This window comes from Streptomyces sp. NPDC005878, assembly GCF_040629815.1.
In the GTDB taxonomy this organism is placed as follows: domain Bacteria; phylum Actinomycetota; class Actinomycetes; order Streptomycetales; family Streptomycetaceae; genus Streptomyces.
In genome coordinates this window covers 24,850-47,935 of the sequence record NZ_JBEXWK010000041.1, presented here as the reverse complement: position 1 = coordinate 47,935, position 23,086 = coordinate 24,850, and the positions used below count along the sequence as shown (strand labels likewise).

Here is a 23,086-nt window from a genome sequence, read left to right as displayed (position 1 = left end):
CCCGGCGGCGGAACACCCTCTCCGAAGAGCCCGGGGGACGCCTTCCGGACGGAGCGGGCGGGACCCGCGCCGCGCACGTGGTGCTCGGCGCGCCCCCGGGCACGCCCCTCCTTGCCAGAATGGAGGGATGACAGGGCGCTGGGAGTTCTGGGTCGACCGGGGCGGCACCTTCACCGACGTGGTGGGCCGGCGGCCGGACGGGCGCCTGGTCAGCCACAAGCTCCTCTCCCACGCCCCGGAGCGGTACCGGGACGCGGCCGTCGCCGGGATCCGGCTCCTGCTGGGGCTCGGGCCCGGCGAGCCCGTCCCCGCCGAGCGGATCGCGGTCGTCAAGATGGGCACCACCGTCGCCACCAACGCCCTCCTGGAGCGGCGCGGTGAGCCGACGGTCCTGGTCGTCACCGAGGGCTTCCGGGACGCCCTGCGGATCGCGTACCAGAACCGGCCGCGCCTGTTCGACCGGCACATCGAGCTGCCGGACGCGGTGTACGAGAAGGTCGTGGAGGTGCCCGAGCGGGTCGACGCGCACGGCGCCGTCGTCCGCCCCCTCGACCTCGCGGCCGCGACCGGGCGGCTGCGCGCCGCCCACGCGGAGGGCTTCCGCAGCGCCGCCGTCGTCCTGACGCACGGCTACCGCCACCCCGGCCACGAGACGGCCGTCGCCGGGGCCGCCAGGGAGCTGGGCTTCACCCAGGTCAGCTGCTCCCACGAGGTGAGTCCGCTGATCAAACTGGTGCCGCGCGGCGACACCACCGTGGTGGACGCCTACCTCTCGCCGATCCTGCGCCGCTATGTCGACGAGGTCGCGCGGGAACTCGACGGCGTACGGCTGATGTTCCTCCAGTCCAACGGCGGGCTGCGGGAGGCCGCGCACGTCCGGGGCAAGGACGCGGTGCTCTCCGGCCCGGCGGGCGGCGTCGTCGGCATGGCCCGCACCTCCGCACAGGCCGGCCACGCGCGCGTGATCGGCTTCGACATGGGCGGCACCTCCACCGACGTCTCGCACTACGCGGGCGCCTTCGAACGGGACTTCGCCACCCAGGTCGCCGGGGTGCGGATGCGCGCCCCCATGATGACCGTCCACACCGTGGCGGCGGGCGGCGGCTCGGTGCTCCACTTCGACGGCCGGCGCTACCGGGTCGGCCCCGACTCGGCGGGCGCCTCCCCCGGACCCGCCTGCTACCGGCGCGGCGGCCCGCTCACCGTCACCGACGCCAACGTGATGCTCGGCCGGATCCAGCCCGCCCACTTCCCGGCCGTGTTCGGCCCCGACGGCGACCAGCCACTCGACGCCGAGGTGGTGCGGGAGCGGTTCGCCGCCCTCGCCCGGCGCACCGGCGGCGGGCGCACCGCCGAGGACGTGGCCGCCGGATTCCTGGAGATCGCCGTCCTCACCATGGCGAACGCGGTCAAGAAGATCTCCGTGCAGCGCGGCCACGACGTCACCCGCTACGCCCTGACCAGCTTCGGCGGCGCGGGGGGCCAGCACGCCTGCGCGGTCGCGGACGCGCTCGGCATCGCCACCGTCGTCGTCCCCCCGCTGGCCGGGGTGCTCTCCGCGTACGGGATCGGTCTCGCGGACGCGACCGCGATGCGCGAGCGGTCCGTGGAGGCGGAGCTCGACGGGGCCGGAGCCGGTCGGGCGCGCGAGGTGTGCGCGGAGCTCGCGGCTCACACGCGCGCCGAACTGCGCGCCGACGGCCTCCCCGACGAGGCGGTCACCACCCACGCGCGCGTCCTGCTGCGCTACGCCGGCACGGACGCGAGCCTGCCCGTCGACCTGGACGCGCCGGACGCCATGAAGGCGGCCTTCGAAGCCGAACACCGCGCGCGGTACGCCTTCACCATGGACAAGCCGCTGGTCGTGGAGGCGGTGTCGGTGGAGGCGGTCGGCGCCGCCGGGCCCCACGGCGCCCCCGGGGCCGGGGAGTACGCGCGCGAGGAGGCGGCCGGGCCCGCGGCCACCGTGCCCATGGTCGTGGCGGGCGAGCGCCGGGAGGTCCCGCTGTACCGGCGCGCCGCCCTGCGGCCCGGCGCCGCCGTCACCGGACCCGCCGTCGTCGCCGAGGCCGACGCCACCACCGTGGTGGACGACGGCTGGCAGGCCGCAGCCGGGGACCTCGGGCACCTGCTGCTGACCCGGTCGCGCCCCCGCCCGGCCCGCACGGCCGTCGGCACGGAGGTCGACCCGGTGATGCTGGAGGTCTTCAACAACCTCTTCATGGCGATCGCCGAGCAGATGGGCGTACGCCTGGAGAACACCGCCCACTCCGTCAACATCAAGGAACGCCTCGACTTCTCCTGCGCGCTCTTCGACTCCGAGGGCAACCTGATCGCCAACGCCCCGCACATCCCGGTGCACCTGGGCTCGATGGGGGAGTCCATCAAGGAGGTGCTGCGCCGCAACGAGGGCGCCCTGCGGCCCGGTGACGTCTACGCCGTCAACGACCCGTACCACGGAGGCACCCACCTGCCCGACGTCACCGTCATCACCCCGGTCTTCGACGGCGGCGAGCTGCGGTTCCTGGTGGCCTCGCGCGGCCACCACGCCGAGATCGGCGGCATCACGCCCGGCTCCATGCCCGCCTTCAGCCGCACGATCGAGGAGGAGGGCGTGCTCTTCGACAACTGGCTGCTCGTCCGGGACGGCCGGCTGCGCGAGGCCGAGACGCGGGAGCTGCTGACCGGCGCCGCCCACCCCTCGCGCGACCCGGACACCAACCTCGCGGACCTGCGTGCCCAGATCGCCGCCAACGAGAAGGGCATCGCCGAACTGCGGCGCGTGAGCGAGGAGTTCGGCCCCGACGTCGTCCAGGCGTACATGGGTCATGTGCGGGCCAACGCCGAGGAGTCCGTGCGCCGGATCGTGGCCGGGCTGAACGACGGCTCGTACGCGTACGAGACGGACAGCGGCGCGGTGATCCGGGTCGCCGTCACCGTGGACCGCGAGGCGCGCGGCGCCGTCGTGGACTTCGCCGGCACCTCCCCGCAGCAGCCCGGCAACGCCAACGCGCCCCGGTCGGTGGTGATGGCGGCCGTCCTCTACGTCTTCCGGACGCTGGTGGACGACGACATCCCGCTCAACAGCGGCTGTCTGGAGCCGCTGGAGGTACGGGTGCCGCCCGGCTCGATGCTGGCACCCCGCTACCCGGCCGCGACGGTGGCCGGGAACGTCGAGACCTCGCAGGCCGTCACCGGCGCCCTCTACGCGGCCCTGGGGGTCCAGGCCGAGGGCTCGGGCACGATGAACAACGTCACCTTCGGCAACGACCGGGTGCAGTACTACGAGACGGTGGCGAGCGGCTCCGGCGCGGGGGAGGGCTTCGACGGCGCGGACGCCGTGCAGACCCACATGACCAACTCGCGCCTCACCGACCCCGAGGTGCTGGAGTGGCGCTACCCGGTGCGCGTGGACGCCTTCTCCGTACGGGAGGGCAGCGGCGGGACGGGCCGGTGGAGCGGCGGCCGCGGGGCCGAGCGCCGGATCCGCTTCCTGCAGCCGATGACGGTGGCCCTGCTGACCGGCCACCGGCGCGTCCCGCCGTACGGCATGGCGGGCGGCGGGCCGGGCGCGCTCGGCGAGAACCTGGTGGAGCGCGCGGACGGCCGCAGCGAGCCGCTGGCCGGTGTGGACACCGTCGAGATGGGCCCCGGGGACGTCCTGGTCGTCCGCACACCCGGAGGCGGCGGCTACGGCTGCTGACGGCTGCGCGCGGGGGACCGGCGGACGGGCACGAACCGCAGCGGGGTGCCGGGCGCGGCCTGCGCGGCGGCGGCCAGATCGGCCCCGGCGACCACGCCGAGCACCGGATAGCCGCCGGTGGTGGGATGGTCGGCAAGGAACACCACCGGCCGTCCGTCCGGCGGCACCTGGACCGCTCCCCACACCATGCCCTCGCTCGGCAGCTCGCCGTGGACGGCCCGCTCGAGCGCCGGGCCCTCGGTGCGCAGACCGATGCGGTTGCCGGCGGCGGAGACCCGGTAGCGCCCGCGCGCCAGAACGTCGAAGGCGTTTGGCGTGAACCAGTCGGCGCGCGGCCCCGGCAGCACCCGCAGCACCAGCTCGGTGGGCGGTCCCGGCGCGGGGGCCGCGTCCACGCGCGCGTGGCGCCCGGCCGGATGCCCCAGGGGCACCACGGCGCCGTCCGTGAGCGGAGGCGGTCCGAGCCCGGAGAGCAGGTCGGTGGAGCGGCTGCCGAGGACCGGATCGACCGCGATCCCCCCGGCGAACGCCACATAGGAGCGCACTCCCCGTACGGCGGCGCCCACCTCCAGGACCGCTCCGGCGGGCACCCGCACCGGCGCGCCCCACGCCGCCGGACGCCCGTCGACGGTCACCGGGCAGGGCGCCCCGGTCACCGCGGCCGTCACGGCGCGGCGGGGGCGCACCGCGCATCCGCTCAGCGTCGTCTCCAGGACGGCGGCGCCGGCGGGGTTGCCCACCAGCCGGTTGGCGAGACGGCTCGCGGGCAGGTCGAGCGCCCCCGAGCGCGGTACGCCGAGGTGGGCGTGGCCGGGTCGGCCCTCGTCCTGGACCGAGGTGAGCGCGCCGGCCCGCACCACGCAGAAGGCCCGGTCCGTCATGCCGCGCCCAGCGGAACGAAACGCACCCGGGTACCCGGCGCCAGGAGCGCGGCGGGCTCCCGGCCCGCATCCCACAGGACGGCGTCCGTGGTGCCGACGAGCTGCCAGCCGCCCGGGGACGAGCGCGGATAGACGCCGGTGTACGGGCCCGCCAGCGCGACCGACCCGGCCGGGACGGCGGTCCTCGGCGTGGCCCGGCGGGGGACCGCGTACCGCTCGGGCAGCCCGGTCAGATAGCCGAAGCCGGGCGCGAACCCGCAGAAGGCCACCCGGAAGGCGGTCGCGCTGTGGATCCGTACCGCGGCCTCCGGCGAGACGTCCCACTCCGCCGCCACCTCGGCCAGGTCGGGGCCGTCGTAGCGGACCGGGATCTCGACCGACGCGCCCGCGTCCGCGCGCGGCGGGGCCACCTCCCAGCCGGGCAGCAGCGCCGCGAGCCGCTCCGGGTCGTCCAGGCCGTCGAGCAGGACCGTACGGGCCGCCGGGACGATCTCCCGCACGGGAGGCAGTCGTCCGGCGGCGCGGCGGCGCAGCAGCTCGGCGTGGAGGGCCTCGGCGTCCTCACCGCTCTCCAGCTCGACGAGGAGCGCGCGGTCGCCGACCGGCAGCGTCCGCATCGGCAGGGCACGGCTCACGCGAACGCCTCCACCCGCACGCCCGCGCCCTCCAGTTCCGCCCGCACCCGGCGGGCGAGCGAGGCCGCGCCCGGGGTGTCGCCGTGCAGACAGAGCGAACGCGCGCGTACCTCGACACTCTCGCCCGTGACGGCGACCACCGTCCCGCTGCCCGCCAGCGCGAGCGCGCGCTGGACGACCGCGCGCGGGTGCGTGATGACCGCGCCCTCCTGGCCGCGCGGGACGAGGGTGGCGCGCGCGGTGTAGGCGCGGTCCGCGAACGCCTCGGTGACGACCGGCAGTCCGGCCTTCGCGGCGCGCTCCAGCAGGCGCGAGCCGGGCAGCCCGAGCACCGGCACCGCGCCCGCCGCCAGGCACACCCCCTCGACGACGGCCGCCGCCTGCTCCTCGTCGTGGACGACGCGGTTGTAGAGCGCGCCGTGCGGCTTCACATAGGAGACCCGGCTGCCGGCGGCCCGCGCGAAGACCTCCAACGCGCCTATCTGGTAGGCGACCTCGGCGGCCAGCTCGTCCGGCGGCACGTCCATGCTGCGCCTGCCGAAACCGGCCAGGTCGCGGTAGGAGACCTGGGCGCCGATCCGCACCCCGCGCTCGACCGCGAGCGCGCACACGCGCCGCATGGTGGCCGCGTCACCCGCGTGGAAGCCGCAGGCGACGTTGGCGCTGGTGACGACGGACAGCAACTGCTCGTCGTCGGTCAGGCGCCAGCGACCGAAGCCCTCGCCGAGGTCGGCGTTGAGGTCGATACGGGACGGGGTCGGGGTCACAGCAGCTCCTTGCCGCGGGTCTCGGGCAGCCCGAACAGGGCGACGACGGCCAGCGCGTAGCCGACCGCGCCCAGGGTCAGCGCGCCGCCCACGCCCCAGCTGTCGGAGAGGTAGCCCACGAAGGTGGGCAGGAAGGCGCCGACGGCCCGGCCGCTGTTGTACGTGAAGCCCTGGCCGGTCCCGCGTACCGCCGTCGGATAGAGCTCGCTGAGGAACGAGCCGAACCCGCTGAAGATCGCGGACATGCAGAACCCCAGGGGGAAGCCGAGGACGAGCAGCAGGGTGTTCGCGCCGGACGGGATGTGCGTGTAGACCAGGATGCACAGCGCGGACAGCACCGCGAAGAGCTGGATGTTCCGCTTGCGGCCCAGCCGGTCGCTGAGGACGCCGCCGGTGAGGTAGCCGAGGAACGCGCCGGAGATCAGGAACGTCAGATAGCCGCCGGTGCCGACGACGGTCAGCCCGCGGTCGGTCTTGAGGTAGGTCGGCACCCAGGTGGCGAGCGTGTAGTAGCCGCCCTGGACCCCGGTGGAGAGCAGCGTCGCGAAGAAGGTGGCGCGCAGCAGGTCCTTCTTGAAGATGGCGGAGAAGGAGCCGCGGGTGGAGTCGGCGGCGCGCCGCGCGGCGGCCTCGGGGGCGTCGCTGACGTTGCGCCGGATGTAGATCACCAGGAGGGCGGGCAGCGCGCCCGTCCAGAACATCACGCGCCAGGCGGTGTCGGCGTCCACGTAGTGGAAGACCAGGGTGTAGACGAGGACGGCCAGCGCCCAGCCCGCCGCCCAGGCGCTCTGCACCGCGCCCAGCGTCCGCCCGCGGTCCTTGGCCGAGGCGTACTCGGCGACCAGGATCGCGCCGACCGCCCACTCGCCGCCGAAGCCGAAGCCCTGGAGGGCGCGGCAGACCATCAGCGTCTCGTACGAGGGCGCGAAGCCGCAGGCCACGGTGAACACCGCGTAGGTGATGACGGTGATCATCAGGGCCTTCACCCGGCCGATGCGGTCGGCCAGGATCCCCGCGAGCGCGCCGCCGACCGCCGAGACCACCAGGGTCACGGTGGTGAGCAGACCGGTCTGGCCGTGGTCGAGGCCGAAGTACGCGCCGATCGCGACCATGCTCAGCGGCAGCGTGAAGTAGTCGTAGGAGTCGAGGGCGTAGCCGCCGAACGCGCCGCCGAAGGCGTGCCGGCCGCGCGGGCCGAGGGCGCGCAGCCAGCCGAACGGGCCGCCGCCGGCAGGCAGTTCGTCCTGTTTCGGCCGGTCCTGGGTCGTGCTCATCTGCACCTCGCAGGGGGAGGGGGGAGGGTGCGGTCGAGAGCGGAGGGGTGGGGGGCTCCGGGGTGACGCCCAAGCTAGAGGATCGTTGAACAATCCGACAAGAGCCGTGTCGGCCCGTTCTTCCGCGACGGCGCTTCTACGATGGCGGGCAGTGCGCCGCCGGAAAGCCCGGCGGGGGAGTGAGGTTGCCGTGGGGACCACCGGGTCCGGGGCCGGCGGGCTGGCGGACGACCGCCCGCTGCTCGGCCGCACCAGTACCGCCGAGCGGGTCGCGGACATCCTGCGCGGCCGGATCGCGGAGGGCTACTTCCCGCCGGGCGAACGCCTCGCGGAGGACGCCATCGGCAAGGCCCTCGGGGTCTCGCGCAACACCCTGCGCGAGGCGTTCCGGCTACTGACCCACGAGCGGCTGCTGGTCCACGAGCTCAACCGGGGCGTGTTCGTACGGATCCTGGCCGTCGAGGACGTCGAGGACATCTACCGCACCCGGCGCCTGGTCGAGTGCGCCGTCGTCCGGGGCCTCGGCGCGCCTCCGTACGCGCTCGGACCACTGGACGCGGCGGTGGCGACCGGGGAGCGGGCGGCCCGCCGCCACGACTGGCGGGGCGTCTCCACCGCCAACATCCACTTCCACCGGGAGCTGGTGGCCCTCGCGGGCAGCGCGCGCACGGACGAGCTGATGCGCGGGGTCCTGGCCGAACTGCGGCTCGCCTTCCATGTGGTGGACGACCCGAAACTGCTCCATCAGCCCTATCTCATACGGAACCGGGAGATTCTGGAAGCGCTGCGGGCGGGCGAGCGGACCGGCGCGGTCCGGTTGCTGGCCGACTATCTCGACGACTCCCGCGAGCAGTTGGTGGAGGCGTACGCGGGGGTGGTGGCGGACGGCGCGTGACGGCGGGGCCGAGCGGTGACCCGGCGGCGCGGGGGCGGCCGGCGGTCGTATCTGCGCCGTTTCGACCGTTGTCAGTGCGAGGACCTAATCTGTGCAGCGTGACTTCGCCTGCCTCGACGGAACCCGTTCCGCCCCAGCTCAGCGCGGGGCCGCGCCCCGCACCGGGCCCGGCCGCCGACGAGGGGCTGGCGCGTCGGCTGCGCGCGCTCGCCTGCACCGCCCCGCTGCACGACCTGGACGTGCGCAAGGCGAACCTGGCCGGTGAGTACTCGGTCTACGCGATGGCCGAGGTCGCCCTCGCCTCGATCGACCTGGTCACGCTGAACATGGACTTCGACACCGGCGCCGACCACGAGCAGATCGTGGCCCGGCTGATCCCGCGCGTCGCCGCGCAGGCGCCGGGCCGCCCGGCCGCGGAGCACGAGCGGGTGGCCCGCTGGGTCCTGGAGAACCTGATCAACGTCGGCAGCGTGGACCGCGGCTTCCGCGCGGTGTACGGGACGTTCAGCCAGGACGGCGTCTATGTGCGCCGGGACTACGACTTCAAGCTGATCGAGGAGGTCCCCGGATACGGGGGCAGCGTCTATCTGCGCACCACCGACGAGGCCGTGAACGTGCTGGTGGGCGCGCTCGACACGGATGTCACCAGCGCCCAGATCGCCGCCGAGGTGAAGCTGGAGGTGCTGATCAGCCGGGGCCGCCTCGCCGACGCCCAGCTCGCCGCCGAGCAGGCCCGCTACCGCACCGTGCAGTACGCGGAGACCCTGCGCCGCACCCTGGAGGCGACGCGGCGCAACGTCCGCGCGGTCGACTGGCTCAACGCCGTCCCGGACATGATCGCGGAGGCGCTGGAGCACGTGGCCGACCGCTACCGGCACGAGAACGCGATCCTCACCAACATCCGCAAGGCGCGCGACGAGGCGGAGGAGCCCGAGAACAAGCGGCGGGCCGCCGAGCTCGTCGACATCGTCAAGGACTGCATCCGGCGCCATACGCAGTTGCAGTCGCGGCTGCTGGAGGCCGGCCCGCTGTTCCGGGCCGAGCAGGACCGCCAGGCGTTCGCGCGCCCGGCCGCCCGCACCGGCCTCGACCTGTACGGGCAGCTGGTCGCGCCCCTGCTGCCGCTGCCGGTGGAGGACGCGTCGCGGGTGACGGACGCCTTCTTCGCGCGCGGGACGGGGCTGCGGACGCCGGTCTCCGTGCGGGTCGCCGACCTCGTCGACATACTGCTGACGCCGCCGATGGAGCGGGAGCACCTCGGCGCGGAGATGCCCGAGCCCGATCTGATCGCCACGCCGGACGACAGCCGCTTCAGTGAGGAGCAGCTGGCGGCGGCGATGGAGCTGCTCGACCTGGAACACGACGCGCCGCGCCGCCTCTCGGGCCTCCTCGCCGAGGCGCGCGCCCTCGACCCCGACCTGCCGTACCTGGTCGCCCTGCTCGCGGTCCACGCGGCGAGCCCCCCGGTCGGCACGGCGTACCGCCAGGGCGAGGAGCGCCTGCTGTTCGCCGTGGACGACGGGACGCTGCTGGACGACCCGGAGTTCGGCGGGGCGGATCTGATCGTGGGGACGGCGCGGCTGGACGCGGCGGGGATGGCGGCGGACCGGGAGGCGGCGTGACGTCCCCCGCCCCGCCCCTTCCCGAGACCCTCCGGGGGCGGGTGAGGGCGGTTCCCCGGGGGCTTCGCGCCCGGACCCCGTTGCGGGGCCTGCGGCCCGCTCCTGTGCCGGGCTGCGGGCCGGTGGGGGTTGGCCGCGCAGTTCCCCGCGCCCCGTAGGTAGCTGCGGCCCCAGCCACCTCCACCCCCTCGGGCGTTCGAAGAGCGGGGACCGGGGCGGAGCCCCGTTCCTCCAGGGGCGCGGGGAACTGCGCGACCGGCCCCCACCGGACCCGCAGACGAACATCGGGCCCGCCCGCCGCAGGCGCCCCCCACCCCGCACCGCGCCCCCACCGCACAACCCACCCCCCCAAGGAGCAGACCCGTGACCGACCACCACCTTGAGCACGAGCCCGAGGCCGGCGACGGTCCCGTCGAGGTGCCCCGGGACGGGGACGAGCGGCGGATCACTCCGGGCGACGCCGCCGACGCCGCCCGCCTCGTCGCCTTCGGCCTCCAGCCCAAACTGCTCCCCGCCCGCGACGCGGAGTACGCGGAACTGCTCCGCCGCCACCGCGAGGACCCCGCGTTCGCGCGGCTGGCGGACGCCGTCGCCGCCGGGCTCGGCCTCGTCGTCCTGGAGGTCTCCCCCCGCGCCGGCATGGCCGTGACCGCCGCCGAGGACTCCGTCTTCGCCGTCCGCATGGGCGACTACGCCCGCCGCGCCGCCACCGACGCCGCCGACCGCTTCCTGCACGGCCTCGCGCACCTCGCCGTGGCCGCGATGGCCTTCCCCCGCCCCGAGGACCTGGCCGACGACGGCTACATCGGGCGGATCACCGTCAACGGCGTCGACGCGTTCGTCCGCCAGGCCTGCCGCCGGCTGGAGGAGAAGGCCGCCGAGCAGGGCGAGAACACCGACCCCGAGACCGGTGCCCCGGGCCTGGAGGCCGCCTGGCGCATCTACGCCCGGCGCAGCTCGACCGGCGCCACCAAGGACGCCCGCCGCCTGGCCGGCTCCACCACCGGCATCGTGGCCAAGGCCGTCGCGTTCCTCACCGAGTCCGGCTTCCTCCAGCGGACCGGCGACGACGCGGGCGGCGCCTACCGCACCACCGCCCGCTACCAGCTCCAGGTCCGCGACATGGCCGGCAGCGCCGCCCTCGCCGAGCTCCTGGACCTCGGCGTCGTCGCGGTCAGCGACGGCAGCGCGACCCTCCTGCCGCCCCCGGACGGCGACGACCTCGACCTGGCCGCCGATGCCGGGCTCCCCTTCCACGCCTGACCGGCACCCGTACGCCCCCCCACGCCCATCCACCGCCACATCCACGAGAGTCCGCCATGTACGAGCTGTCCCGGGTCCGCCTCTACTCGATCGGTCCCGCCGGTGCGCGTTACGCCGACACCGTGCTGGACCTGCGGGGCGTGGGCGCGCCCGTGCCCCACCCGGCGCCCGCCCAGGCGGAGTTCTTCGAGGACGAGCCGGTCGGCCCGCCCCGCCGCCCCGCCCCCGCGGGCGTGCTCTTCCTGGAGAACGGCGGCGGCAAGTCCGTCCTGCTCAAGCTGATCTTCTCGGTGATGCTGCCCGGCCACCGCAACACCCTCGGCGGCGCCAGCTCCGGCGTGCTGCGCAAGTTCCTGCTCGCCGACGACTGCGGCCACGTCGCCCTGGAGTGGCAGCACACCCTCACCGGCGAGCTGGTCGTCGTCGGCAAGGTCAGCGAGTGGCGCGGCCGGCAGGTCTCCAACGACCCGCGGAAGTTCGCCGAGGCCTGGTACTCGTTCCGGCCCGGCCCCGGCCTCAGCCTGGACTCGCTGCCGGTCGCCGAGTCCAGCGCGATGCGCCCCTCCGCCGAGGGCGCGTCCGGCGCCCAGGGCAGGCGCCGCACCATGAAGGGCTTCCGCGACGCGGTCACCGAGGCGGGCAAGGCCTATCCCCACCTCGACGTGGTGTGGGAGGAGATCCACGACCGCTGGAACGAGCACCTGGGCGACCTGGGCCTGGACCCCGAACTCTTCCGCTACCAGCGCGAGATGAACGCGGACGAGGGCGAGGCGGCCGGTCTCTTCGCGGTCAAGAAGGACTCCGACTTCACCGACCTGCTGCTGCGCGCGGTCACCGACACCCGTGACACCGACGGCCTCGCCGACCTGGTCAGCGGCTTCGGCAACAAGCTGGGCCGACGCGCCGAGCTGACCGCGGAACGCGACTTCACCGCGGGCTCGGTGGACCTGCTCACCAAGATCGTCGAGGCCGCCGAGGCCCGCTCCCGCGCGCGCGACGTTCACGCCGGCGCCGAGCGCCGTACCCGTACGCTCGCGCGCAGGCTCTCCGCGCGCGCCGCCCAGGAGCGCGGGCGCGCCACCGACCTCGCGGGCCGGGTCACCGCCGCCGCGCACACCGTCACCGAGGCCGAGCAGGCGCGCGGCCGCAGCGCCCTGATCGCCTCCGAACTCGCCTACCGCCACGCCTCCCTGGCGCTCGCCGTCGCCGAGAAGGCCGCCACCGCCCAGCGCCGCGAGCTGGCCGACGCCCGTACGCTGCACTCCGCCTGGCAGGCCGCCGAGGCGGTGCTGCGGCACCGGGCCGCCGCCGACCGCTCCGCGCGCGTGGCCGCCGCCATCCGCGAGGCCGAGCGGGACGCGGCGCCCGCGCTCGCCGCCCGCGCCACCGCCGCCGCCGATCTCGTCCGGGCCCTGCACACCGCCGCCGAGGACGGCGAGCGGGTCGCGGCCGAGGAGGAGGAGCGCTCCGCCGCGCTCCAGGAGGCGAGCGAGGCGGCCCACCGCGACGCCACGGCCGCCGCCACCGACGCCCAGCGCGCCCGCAGCGAGGCCGGGCATCTGCGCCAGCGCCTGGCCGAGGTCGAGCAGGAGACCGCCGAGGCCGTGCGCGCGGGCTGGCTGGACGACAGCGCCCCCGACGCCGACCCGGCCAGGGCCGCGCTCGCCGCCAGCGACGCCGAGAAGACCGCGGTCGCCGCCTGGGACACGGCCCGCGAGAGCGCCCGTACGACCGCCGACCGCGCCCGCGAGGCCGCCGCCACCGAGGCGCGCGCCGAACTGGCCGCCGCCCGCGCCCAGGACGCGGCCGAGGCGGCGGGCAACGCCTACGACGCCGAGCGCCGCGCCGCCGAGTCCATCGCCTCCGAAGAGCGCCTCGCCGAGCTCCTGGGCCTGCCGTCGGCCCCGGCGGCCGGGGTCCCGCAGCCGCGCAACGCGACCATGTACGCGGCGGAGGCCGTCCACGCGGCGGTCCGCGGCACGCCCGCCTCCTTCGCCCCGGACGGCGCGGACACCCCGCTGACCGCCGAGGAGCTGGACCGCCAGGCCGACGAGCTGCGCCGGCTCCTCGACCAGAACATCGCCTCCGCCGAGCGGCAGCTCTTCGAGCTGCGGACCGCCGCCGCCGACGACTCCCGCATCCTCGGCGCGCTCGGCGACGGCGGCCTGCTGCCGCCGGGCCCCGACGTGCTGGCCACCGTGGAGTACCTGGGCGAGCACGGCATCCCGGCCCTGCCGGGCTGGCGCTACCTCGCCCAGGCCGTCGACCCCGCCGACCACGCGGCGGTGCTCGCGGCCCGGCCCGAGCTGGTCGACGGTGTGGTGATCACCGACCCCGCCTCGCACGTCCGGGCCCGCGAGGTGCTGGCCGGGGCCGCGCTGCTGCCCCGCTCGGCGGTCGCCGTCGGCACCGCGGCCGCGCTGCTCGCCCCGGTGCCCCGGCAGGGCGAGGGCGCGGCGGACAGCGAGGTCTTCCTCGTCCCGCCGAACCCGGCCATGCACGACGAGCACGCCGCCGACGAGGAACGGCAGGCGCTGCGCACCCGCGCCGCCGCCCGCGACGAGGAGATCCGCGCCCTGGCCGCCCGCCTCGCCGGAGACCGGAGCATCGCCGCGCGGCTCGGCTCCTGGCGCGCCGACTGCCCGCCCGGGATGCTCGACGAGCTCGCCACGGCCGCCCACGGCGCGCGCGAAGCGGCCAGGACCGCCCTGGAGGAGCTGACCGAGGCCCGTACGGCACGGGCGGAGGCCGAGGAGGCCGCAGCCGAGGCCGCCCGGGTGCGCGACGAGCGCCAGGAGGCCGCCCAGCGTGCCCGCCGCGCCGCCGACGCGCTCGCCGGGCTCGCCTTCCGGCTGCGCGAGCGCGCGGGCTGGCAGGCCACCCTGCGCGAGCTGGTGGACGAGGCCGCCGAGTCCGAGGCCCGCGCCCAGTCCCTCCTGGAGCGCGCCCGGGCCGCCGACGAGGACCGCCGCGGCGCCCAGCGCGCCGCCGACGACGCCCACCGCACGGCCCGCGCGCTGCGCGCCGAGCGGGCCGAGATCGCGGGCGCCCCGGAGAACCTGCCGGAGCCGGACGCGGACGCGCCCAGGACCGCGCTGCCCGCCCTGCGCGAGGCCTACCGCGCCGCGTCCCAGCTGTACGAGAAGGTCGGCGTCGGCGCCGACCTGCGCGCCGAGCAGGCCCGTGCGGAGAGCGACGAGAGCGCCGCGCTCGCCGAACTGGACCGGCTCACCAACAAGGTCCGCACCCGCGCCGCCCAGCTCCTGGAGGGCACCGACGGCGCCGACGGCCCGTCCCGGCAGGCCGCCGCCGCCCGCGCCGAGTCCCTCGTACAGCTCCTGGAGACCAGGGCGTCGGCGGCCAGCGAGCAGCTGGGCCGGCTGCGCGGCGAGGCCGAGCGCCTGGCCCCCGAGGACGGCGCGGCGCACACCGAGCTGCCCGAGGAGCTGGTGCCCGGCGACGCCGAGCAGGCCCAGGCCCTGCTGCGTACGGCCACGGGGGAACTCGCCGCGCGCACCGACGCGCTGGAGACCTCGCGCGCCGCGCACGCCGAGCTCCTGACGGCCCACCGCGCCGCCGAGGACGCGGCCGGGGGCTTCGAGGAGACGGCCGCGCTCCTGCGCGACCTGCTCCGCGACCACCAGCAGGACGAGGACGAGCAGGAGCCCGAGCCGTTCCCCGGCGACCTCGCCGAGGCGCGGCAGTCGGCGGCCGAGGCGCGGCGTTCGCTGCGCGGCTGCGCGGGAGACCTGTCGGCCGCCGAGGCCGCCGTCCGCGAGTCCTCGGACATCCTGGTCCGGCACGCGAACGCGACCCGCTACGAGCAGGTGCGCACCCCCGCCCGCCAGCAGATCCGCGAACTGCCCGCCGCCGCGCTGCCCGAGCACGCGGCGGCGTGGGCGGCGGCGTTCGCGCCCCGGCTGCGGGTCCTCACCGACGAGCTGGAGCAGCTGGAGCGCAACCGGGACTCGATCGTGGACCGGCTGCGCGGGCTCGTGGAGTCGGCGCTCACCACGCTGCGTTCGGCCCAGCGGCTCTCGCAGCTGCCGGAGGGCCTCGGCGAATGGTCCGGGCAGGAGTTCCTGCGGATCCGCTTCGAGGAGCCCGACCAGGCGACGCTGACCGAGCGCCTGGGCGAGGTCATCGACGAGGCCACGCGCGCGGCCGTGAAGAAGAACGCGGACATGCGCCGGGACGGAATGTCCCTGCTGCTGCGGGGAGTCCAGGCCGCCCTCGAACCGCGCGGCATCGCCGTGGAGATCCTCAAGCCGGACGCGGTGCTGCGCGCCGAGCGCGTCCCGGTCGGGCAGATGGGCGATGTGTTCTCCGGCGGCCAGCTGCTCACCGCGGCGATCGCGCTGTACTGCACGATGGCCGCCCTGCGCAGCAACGACCGGGGCCGCGACAAGCACCGCCACGCGGGCACGCTGTTCCTGGACAACCCCATCGGCCGGGCCAACGCCACGTACCTCCTGGAGCTCCAGCGGGCCGTGTCGGACGCGCTGGGCGTGCAGCTCCTGTACACCACGGGCCTGTTCGACACCACGGCGCTCGCGGAGTTCCCGCTGGTCATCCGGTTGCGCAATGACGCGGACCTGCGGGCGGGACTGAAGTACATCAGCGTCGAGGAGCACCTGCGGCCGGGCCTGCCCGCCGACCCCGACGGGTCGGTGCACGGGGAGATCACCGCGACCCGGATGTTCCGGAAGCCGGCGTGAGGAAAGGGGGGCGCCGAGGCGCCCCCCTTTCCTCACGCTCCCGCGGACCCGCTCAGGTCGCGTCGGCCTTCATCATGTCCGCGCACTTCTCGCCGATCATCATCGTCGTGATGCACGGGTTGACGGTGACCAGCTCCGGCATCACCGAACCGTCGGCGACGCGCAGTCCGCTGACGCCCTTGACGCGCAGCCGGGCGTCGAGCGGCGCCATCGCGTCGTCGTCGGCGCCCATCTTCACCGTGCACGCCGGGTGGTAGACGGTGTTGTGCGTGGTGCGGATGTACTCGAACAGCTCGTCGTCGGTGCGCACGTCCGGTCCGGGCGCCAGCTCCGCGCCCGCCCAGTCCGCGAGCGCGGGCTGCGCCACGATCTGCCGGGCGAGCTTCAGCCCGTACGTCATCACCCGTACGTCGTGCTCATGGGTGAAGTAGCGCGGGTCGACCATCGGCTTGTCCCGGTAGTCGCGGGTGCGCAGCCGCACCGTGCCGCGCGACTTGGCGTGCGTGACGTTGGGCGTCAGACAGAACGCGTTCTCGCTGGTCGGGTAGCCGTGGCGGGTGGTGTTCATGTCGAACGGCACCGAGCCGTAGTGGAACATCAGGTCCGGCCGGTCCAGGCCCGGCTCGGTGTCGGCGAAGATCCCGATCTCCCACCACTGGTTGGAGCGGGTCGGCATCGGCCGCTTGGCATCCCACATGATGACGCCCTCGGGGTGGTCCTGAAGGTTCTCGCCGACGCCGGGGGAGTGCACCAGCGTCGGGACGCCCACCTCGCGCAGATGGTCGGCGGGGCCGATGCCGGAGAGCATCAGCAGCTTGGGCGTGTCGATCGAGCCGCAGCTGACGACGACCTCGCGCCGGGCGGAGACGGTACGGGTGTGGATCAGGTCCGGGTCCAGGTACTCCACGCCCGTGCAGCGCCGGTCCTCGCCGATCACCAGCCGCTTGGCGCGGATCCCGGTCCGTACGGTCAGATTGGGGCGCTTGCCGATGATCGGGTGCAGATACGCGACCGACGACGACTGGCGGATGTTGTTCTCGTCGGAGTTGATCTGGAACCAGTTGGCGCCTCTGATCACCGTACGGCCGGTGTTGAAGGGCGTGGTGGGGATGCCCGTCTGGGCGCACGCGTCGAGCAGGGCGCTGCCGCAGGGGTCCTCGCCCTTGATGGTGCGCAGCTTCACCGGGCCGCTGCGGCCGTGGTGCTCGCCCGGCGCGTCGTTGTTCTCCAGCCGTTTGTAGAGCGGGAAGACGTCCTCGGCGCCCCAGCCCGTACAGCCCTCGGCCGCCCAGCCGTCCAGGTCCTCGGCGGGCGCCCAGAAGGCTATGCAGGAGTTGTGCGAGGAGCAGCCGCCGAGCACCTTGGCGCGCGCGTGGCGCATCATGCTGTTGCCGCGCTCCTGCGGCTCGACCGGGTAGTCCCAGTCGTAGCCGGATTCGAGGAGCCCCATCCAGCGCTCCAGGCGCAGCACGTTGTCGTCGCCGACGTCCGAGGGGCCGGCTTCCAGGACGCACACCGTCACCGAGGGGTCCTCGCTGAGGCGGGCCGCGACAACGTTGCCCGCGGTGCCGCCGCCGACGACGACGTAGTCGAACTCGTCCATGGCCACGGGGGTGTTGGCCTCGTTCATGATTGCTTCGCTCCTTGCGTCAGCCGGTGGCGGCGGCGGGGTTGCCGGGGGTGGTGGCGGGGTCGGTGTCCTGCTTCTCGGCGGCGTGGTCCGCGAGGACGCCGGTGCGGTGGCGCTGGACGAACCAGTAGTAGGCGAACCCGCCGACGGTGACGGCGCCGACGAACAGCACACCGCCCCAGCGCAGGTACCAGTGGTAGGGGGCGGCCGCGTTGTAGACGGCGGCGCGCGGCCACAGCAGGTTGATCGTCATGCCCGTGCCCCACAGCACGGCGAGGATGTTGACGGGCAGACCGAAGCGGCCGAGCGAGAAGCGTCCGGGGGCGGGCTGCCAGGTGCCGCGCAGCCTGCGGACCAGCATGGGCAGCGTGACCAGCAGATACGCCACGTAGATCATGATGATCGCGATGCTGGTGACGACCGAGAAGATCTGCGGCTGCTTGATGTTGACCAGCAGGATGCCGATGGCGACGACCCCGCAGACCACGGCGGGCGCGATCGGGGTCTGGAAGCGCGGGCTGATCCGCGCGAGCCGGCTGCCGCCGGGCAGGTTGTTGTCCCGGGCCATCGCGAACATCAGCCGGATGCCGGCGGTGTGCACGGCGAGCTCGCAGACGACGACCGCGATCACCACGCACCACAGCAGGGCCTGGCCCATGGTGTCGCCGAGCGTGCTCAGGACCACGTACTGGAGGCCGTCCACGGAGAGTTCGGGCGCGCTCAGGTCGGGGGTGGCGAGCAGGGCGCACAGCAGGATGAGGCCGCCGATGACGAACGAGGCGATCAGCGCCCGCAGGATCGCGCGCGGCGCGTTGCGGCTGGGGTCGACGGCCTCCTCGCCGAGCGAGGACGCGGTGTCGAAGCCGTACATGACGTACGCGGAGGCGAGCGAGGCGGTGAGGAAGGCGCCGAAGTAGCCCAGGTTCTGGCCGGCGCCGATGCCGTGGGTCTCCACGATGGCGCTGGGACCCCGGGTGATGTGCGCGGCCAGCAGGATCACCAGGATCACGGCGGCGACCAGCTCGATGAAGACGCCGGCGGTGTTGATCCGGGCCATCAGCTTGACGCCGAACGCGTTGACCAGCGTGGTGAAGAGGATCAGCCCGCAGGCGAGCACCACGGCGTTGGCCGCCGCGTCGTACTTCCCGCTGCCGTCGCCCACGAACTGGAACCACGAGGAGATCTGGGGGAGCGTCAGCTGGAGGGCCAGGGCGACGGCGGCCAGCGACACCATGCTCGCCAGCGTCATCATCCAGCCGGCCAGCCAGCCGACGTGCGGGCCGCCCAGGTTCTTGGCCCAGTTGTAGACCGATCCGGCCACCGGGTAGCGGGCGGCCAGCTCGCAGAAGCAGAGCGCGACCATCAGCTGACCGACGAAGACCAGCGGCCAGGACCACCAGTAGGCCGGGCCGCCGAGGCTGACGCCGAAGTAGAACATCTGGAACGTGCCGGTCAGGATCGAGATGTAGCTGATTCCGGCGGCGAAGGTGTGGAAGTTGCCGAGGGTGCGCTTGAGGCCCGGCTTGTACCCGAGTTCGGCGAGCGCGGCGTCATCGGCGTCGGCGCCCGCCCGGGCTGGGGAGGGAGAGGGCGGCGGGGGACTGGTGGCGGTCATCGGGGATCACTCCTCGTACGGGATCGCGCGGCGGTGGGACGGGGGGCGTACCGGTCGGACGGCCGCGGTGAGCGGGGCCGTCCGGTGCCGGGGGCGGGGCCGTTCAGTCGAACCAGCGCTGCGGGCGCGGGTCGGTGTTGCGCCAGATGTGCTTGATCTCCTGGTACTCGGCGAGCCCGGCGAGCCCGAGCTCGCGGCCCGTCCCCGACTGCTTCATCCCGCCCCACTCGGCCTGCGGGACGTACGGGTGGAAGTCGTTGATCCACACCGTGCCCGTGCGCAGTCCGGCCGCCACGCGTCGCGCGCGTGCCTCGTCGCGGGTCCACACCGCTCCGGCCAGGCCGTAGATCGTGTCGTTGGCCAGGGCGAGGGCCTCGTCCTCGTCGTGGAACCGCTCCACGGTCAGCACCGGCCCGAACGACTCCTGACGGACCACGGACATCGAGGCCGTGCACTCGTCCAGGACCGTGGGCAGGTAGTAGTGGCCGTTCGCCAGCGCCGGGTCGTCGGGGCGCGCGCCGCCGCAGCGCAGCACCGCGCCCTCGGCGAGCCCGTCCGCGACGTACGCCTCCACCTTCGCGAGATGGGCGGCGGAGATCAGCGGACCGGAGCGGGCCTGCTCGTCGAAGGGGCCGCCGAGCCTGATCTGCCGTGCGCGGCGCACCACTTCGTCGACGAAGCGGTCGTGCAGCGAGTCCTCGACCAGCAGGCGCGCGCCCGCCGAGCAGACCTGGCCGGAGTGCAGGAACACGGCGGTCAGCGCGTAGTCGACAGCCGTGTCGAAGTCGGCGTCGGCGAAGACGATGTTGGGGTTCTTGCCGCCGAGCTCCAGCGCGGTGCGCTTGACGGTGGCCGCGGCCGACGCCATCACGCGCTTCCCGGTGGACAGTCCGCCGGTGAACGACACCAGGTCCACGCGCGCGTCCTCGGTCAGCGGCGCGCCGACCGCGGGGCCGGTGCCGAGGACCAGGTTGGCGACGCCCTCCGGCAGCCCGGCCTCGGTGAGGAGGCGCATCAGGATGATCGCGGTGTGGGGGGTCAGCTCGCTGGGCTTGAGGACGAAGGTGTTGCCCGCGCCGATGGCGGGGGCGACCTTCCACGCGGTCTGGAGCAGCGGGTAGTTCCACGGCGTGATCAGCGCGCAGACGCCCACCGGCTCGACGACGGTACGGCTGTCGGTCTCGGGGTTGCCGGTGTCGACGACCCGGCCCGGGTCCTGGGCGGCGACCTGGTGGCCGAAGTGGCGGAAGCAGTTGGCGATGTCGGCCATGTCGTACTCCGACTCGACCAGCCGCTTGCCGGTGTCCAGCGACTCGGCGCGGGCCAGCGCGGCCGCGTCACGCTCGATGAGCCCGGCGACGCGCAGCAGGAGCGCGGCCCGCTCGGCGGCCGTCGTCCGGGGCCAGGGGCCGCGGTCGAAGGCCTCGCGGGCGGCGGCCACCGCCGCGGCCGCGTCCTTGGGACCCCCCTCGTCGACCACGGCGACCGGCGAGCCGTCCGCGGGACAGCGGATCTCGCGGGTCTCCCCGTCGACGGCGGCGCTCCACCGGCCACCGATGAACAAATCAGGCATGACGCTCCTCGACTTCTGGTCACGAACAGAGGCGCCGCTACCCAGGCGGGCACACTTCAGGCCTGTGACGATGCCGATAGTTTGGGCGGCGGAACAGCGCGTGAGCCGCGGTTTTTCAGGGGCCGCCCGGGTCCGCGCCCAAGTGGTCGAGGACCCAGGTATGGAACGCACGGATGTGGTGTTCGCTGGGCACCAGGACGCCTCCGTCGCGGTACGCCCGCGAGTCCATGGCGGGCTGGGTGCGCTCGCACGCCTCGAAGTCCTGGAGGTTGACGCGGTGGAACAGCTCCACCGACCGGGAGACATCGGCGCCGTCCGCCACCACCCGTGGCGCGTACAGCCAGTCGCACTCGACGACCGTGCGGTCCACGGCCCGCGGGAACATCCGGTGGACGATCACGTGGTCGGGCACCAGGTTCACGAACACCTGCGGTTTCACGGTGATCGCGTAGTAGCGGCGGTCCTGCTCGTCCGCGAGGCCCGCCAGGCGCGCGAAGCCCGCGCCGCCGTCCACGGTGAACCCCTCGGCGCCGCGCGCGAACGCCGCGCCGTGGCCCACGTAGTACTGCGCGGCGAATCCCTTGGCGAACTCCGGCAGCACATGGGTGAGTTCGGGGTGGATGGTCGCGCAGTGGTAGCACTCCATGAAGTTCTCGACGATCAGCTTCCAGTTGGCGGCCACGTCGTACGAGACGCGGCGGCCCAGCGCGAGGCCCGCGGCTCCGTAGCGCTCCACCGCCGCCGGGTCGCCCAGGCGCTCGGTGGCGGCGCCGACCACGGTGTCCTCGAACGACGGCGGCTCGTCGGCCGGGCACACCCACACGTAGCCGAGCCACTCCCGCAGCGCGACCCGCAGCAGCCCGCGCTCCCCGCGGTCCACGTCCGGCATCCGCGCCAGGTTCGGCGCCGCCACCAGCCGGCCGTCCAGGTCGTACGTCCACGCGTGGTACGGGCACTGCAAGGTGCGCCGGACCGTACCGCTCTCCTCGGCGCACACCCGGGCGCCCCGGTGCCGGCACACGTTGAGGAACGCGCGCAGGGCGCCCTCGCGGGTCCGCACCACCAGCACGTTCTCGCGGCCCACCTGGACCGTGCGGAAGGCGCCGGGCCGGTCGAGGTCGGCGGCGCGCACCGCGCAGAACCACAGCGCCTCGAAGATCCGCTCCTGCTCTCGGGCGAAGACGGCCGGGTCGCAGTAGAAGCGTCCGGGCAGCGTTCGCAGGAGGCTCGGTGCGGCTTCGGTGGACTCAGTGGCCTCGGCGGTCATCGCGAGCCGCCTCCGGCGCCCTGGCCGGCCCCGGCGGGCGTGCCGGCGGCGAACCTGAGCGGGTCGAAGAGCCCGATCGGATGGGCTGTGGCGCCCTCCAGGGCCAGATCGGCGAGGATCTCGCCGACCACCGGGACGAACTTGAACCCGTGCCCCGAGAAACCGCAGGCCACGGTGGTGGTCTCCGGGTGGGCGGGGTGCCGGGCGATCACGAAGTGCTCGTCCGGGGTGTTGGAGTACATGCAGGTCACGGCCCGCAGGAACGTTCCCGGCAGGGTGGGGGCCACCCGGCGCATGGCCGCTGCCATGTCCTCGGCCTCGGCCGCGGTGACCGTACGGTCGATGGTCGCCGGGGTGCAGGGGGCGCCGTTCTTGCGGAAGAAGGCGGTCTTCACGCCGCCGGAGGGCCCGTCGACGGCCGGGAAGCCGTACACCTGGACGCCGTCCGCCTGCTCCCACACGAAGACCGGCTGGCGCTCGGGGAGGAACGGCCCGATGCCGCCCCGGGGCTCGAACCAGTACATGACCTGCCGCTCGACGCGGACCGGCACCCCGAGGTCCGCCAGCAGCTCCGGCGCCCAGGCCCCCGGACAGACCACCAACTGCCCCGCCGTGCAATGGCGCCCGGCCGTGTGGACGCGGACCCCCCGCCCGCCCGGCAGCTCCTCCCAGCCGGTCACCGGCTCCTCGAAGCGCAGCTCGGCCCCCGCCTTGGCGGCGAGGTGGAGATGCGCCGCCACCGTGGCCTCCGGCCGCAGCAGGCCGGCCCGCGCCTCGTAGAGGGCCACCTCGTCGTCGAGCGGGCTCATGGCCGGGAAGCGGCGCCGGATCTCGCGGGCGTCCAGCATCTCGTGCGGCAGGTCCCACGCGCGGGCCGAGCGCACCGCGCCCGCGACCGTCCGGCAGTCGGGACGGCCCACCATCATCCCGCCGCACAGCAGCGCGATCTCGTGCCCGGAGTCCCGCTCGACCTGCTCGTACAGCTCGTACGCCCGCAGCAGCAGCGGTACGTACGCCGGGTCCTCGAAGTAGGACTGCCGGGTGATCCGCGAACCGCCGTGGCTGGAGCCGTGCGCGTGCGCCGGGCCGAACCGCTCCAGGCCGAGGACGCGCACCCCGCGCGCGGCGAGGTGCCGGGCCGCGGCGGAACCCATGCCGCCGAGGCCCAGGACGATCACGTCGTACGTCGGAGCCATGCTTCCTCCCGGAGAGTCGGTGTCCGGCCGGACCCGCCGTGCGGGAT

Annotated in this window: 14 protein-coding genes; 5 read left to right on the top strand and 9 right to left on the bottom strand. The window is 74.7% G+C overall.

The window, feature by feature from the left end; all coding sequences use genetic code 11:
• Nucleotides 1-127: 127 nt before the first annotated feature.
• Nucleotides 128-3,703: a hydantoinase B/oxoprolinase family protein gene (locus ABZ404_RS36355; protein WP_358991338.1), complete on the top strand. Its 3,576-nt coding sequence runs from the start codon at nt 128-130 to the stop codon at nt 3,701-3,703.
• Here ABZ404_RS36355 and ABZ404_RS36350 read toward each other — a convergent pair.
• From ABZ404_RS36350 to ABZ404_RS36335, 4 genes are read right to left on the bottom strand one after another with little or no spacing between them, the layout of a single operon-like run.
• On the bottom strand, nt 3,691-4,584 hold the full coding sequence (locus tag ABZ404_RS36350) for a biotin-dependent carboxyltransferase family protein (protein ID WP_358835710.1): 894 nt from the start codon (nt 4,582-4,584) through the stop codon (nt 3,691-3,693). The two genes, ABZ404_RS36355 and ABZ404_RS36350, sit on opposite strands and share 13 nt — an antisense overlap.
• Nucleotides 4,581-5,201 carry a 5-oxoprolinase subunit PxpB gene (pxpB, locus tag ABZ404_RS36345; protein ID WP_358835717.1) on the bottom strand — a complete coding sequence of 207 codons (621 nt, stop codon included), beginning with the start codon at nt 5,199-5,201 and terminating at the stop codon, nt 4,581-4,583. Before pxpB ends, ABZ404_RS36350 begins: the two co-directional genes overlap by 4 nt.
• Nucleotides 5,202-5,215: 14 nt before the next feature.
• Nucleotides 5,216-5,986 carry a 5-oxoprolinase subunit PxpA gene (locus ABZ404_RS36340; RefSeq protein ID WP_358835709.1) on the bottom strand — a complete coding sequence of 257 codons (771 nt, stop codon included), beginning with the start codon at nt 5,984-5,986 and terminating at the stop codon, nt 5,216-5,218.
• Nucleotides 5,983-7,260, bottom strand: coding sequence for an MFS transporter (locus ABZ404_RS36335; protein ID WP_358835708.1), 1,278 nt, complete (start codon nt 7,258-7,260; stop codon nt 5,983-5,985). The genes ABZ404_RS36340 and ABZ404_RS36335 overlap by 4 nt, the downstream gene beginning before the upstream one ends.
• A gap of 190 nt (nt 7,261-7,450) precedes the next feature.
• Here ABZ404_RS36335 and ABZ404_RS36330 point away from each other — a divergent pair, with 190 nt between their 5' ends.
• The 4 genes from ABZ404_RS36330 (at nt 7,451) to ABZ404_RS36315 (ending at nt 15,758) form a co-directional block, all read left to right on the top strand.
• The gene (locus ABZ404_RS36330; protein ID WP_358835707.1) at nt 7,451-8,155 is read left to right on the top strand and encodes a GntR family transcriptional regulator; all 705 of its coding nucleotides are present in this window, start codon (nt 7,451-7,453) and stop codon (nt 8,153-8,155) included.
• A gap of 98 nt (nt 8,156-8,253) precedes the next feature.
• Nucleotides 8,254-9,777 (top strand): hypothetical protein, encoded by a 1,524-nt coding sequence (locus tag ABZ404_RS36325; RefSeq protein WP_358835706.1) that lies wholly within the window; start codon nt 8,254-8,256, stop codon nt 9,775-9,777.
• Nucleotides 9,778-10,194: 417 nt separating this feature from the next.
• Nucleotides 10,195-11,040: a hypothetical protein gene (locus tag ABZ404_RS36320; protein WP_358837807.1), complete on the top strand. Its 846-nt coding sequence runs from the start codon at nt 10,195-10,197 to the stop codon at nt 11,038-11,040.
• Between the two features lie 56 nt (nt 11,041-11,096).
• A complete protein-coding gene (locus ABZ404_RS36315; RefSeq protein ID WP_358991335.1) occupies nt 11,097-15,758 on the top strand; it encodes a hypothetical protein in 4,662 nt (1,553 codons plus the stop codon).
• Between the two features lie 52 nt (nt 15,759-15,810).
• Here the strand turns inward: ABZ404_RS36315 and ABZ404_RS36310 are convergent, their stop codons facing one another.
• From ABZ404_RS36310 to solA, 5 genes are all read right to left on the bottom strand, one after another.
• On the bottom strand, nt 15,811-17,388 hold the full coding sequence (locus ABZ404_RS36310) for a GMC family oxidoreductase N-terminal domain-containing protein (protein ID WP_358833937.1): 1,578 nt from the start codon (nt 17,386-17,388) through the stop codon (nt 15,811-15,813).
• Nucleotides 17,389-17,407: 19 nt separating this feature from the next.
• Entirely contained in the window at nt 17,408-19,003 is a 1,596-nt protein-coding gene (locus tag ABZ404_RS36305) for an amino acid permease (RefSeq protein WP_358833936.1), read from the bottom strand.
• Between the two features lie 103 nt (nt 19,004-19,106).
• Nucleotides 19,107-20,576 (bottom strand): aldehyde dehydrogenase family protein, encoded by a 1,470-nt coding sequence (locus tag ABZ404_RS36300; protein ID WP_358833935.1) that lies wholly within the window; start codon nt 20,574-20,576, stop codon nt 19,107-19,109.
• A gap of 115 nt (nt 20,577-20,691) precedes the next feature.
• Entirely contained in the window at nt 20,692-21,843 is a 1,152-nt protein-coding gene (locus ABZ404_RS36295; protein WP_358833934.1) for an aromatic ring-hydroxylating dioxygenase subunit alpha, read from the bottom strand.
• Nucleotides 21,840-23,039: an N-methyl-L-tryptophan oxidase gene (solA, locus tag ABZ404_RS36290; protein ID WP_358833933.1), complete on the bottom strand. Its 1,200-nt coding sequence runs from the start codon at nt 23,037-23,039 to the stop codon at nt 21,840-21,842. Before solA ends, ABZ404_RS36295 begins: the two co-directional genes overlap by 4 nt.
• Nucleotides 23,040-23,086: the final 47 nt, after the last annotated feature.

Excerpts from the sequence above, each read along its gene's own strand:
- ABZ404_RS36355 (WP_358991338.1), top strand. The coding sequence starts at position 128 with ATGACAGGGCGCTGGGAGTTCTGGGTCGACCGGGGCGGCACCTTCACC.
- ABZ404_RS36350 (WP_358835710.1), bottom strand. The coding sequence starts at position 4,584 with ATGACGGACCGGGCCTTCTGCGTGGTGCGGGCCGGCGCGCTCACCTCG.
- pxpB (WP_358835717.1), bottom strand. The coding sequence starts at position 5,201 with ATGCGGACGCTGCCGGTCGGCGACCGCGCGCTCCTCGTCGAGCTGGAG.
- ABZ404_RS36335 (WP_358835708.1), bottom strand. The coding sequence starts at position 7,260 with ATGAGCACGACCCAGGACCGGCCGAAACAGGACGAACTGCCTGCCGGC.
- ABZ404_RS36315 (WP_358991335.1), top strand. The coding sequence starts at position 11,097 with ATGTACGAGCTGTCCCGGGTCCGCCTCTACTCGATCGGTCCCGCCGGT.
- ABZ404_RS36310 (WP_358833937.1), bottom strand. The coding sequence starts at position 17,388 with ATGAACGAGGCCAACACCCCCGTGGCCATGGACGAGTTCGACTACGTC.
- ABZ404_RS36305 (WP_358833936.1), bottom strand. The coding sequence starts at position 19,003 with ATGACCGCCACCAGTCCCCCGCCGCCCTCTCCCTCCCCAGCCCGGGCG.
- ABZ404_RS36300 (WP_358833935.1), bottom strand. The coding sequence starts at position 20,576 with ATGCCTGATTTGTTCATCGGTGGCCGGTGGAGCGCCGCCGTCGACGGG.
- ABZ404_RS36295 (WP_358833934.1), bottom strand. The coding sequence starts at position 21,843 with ATGACCGCCGAGGCCACTGAGTCCACCGAAGCCGCACCGAGCCTCCTG.
- solA (WP_358833933.1), bottom strand. The coding sequence starts at position 23,039 with ATGGCTCCGACGTACGACGTGATCGTCCTGGGCCTCGGCGGCATGGGT.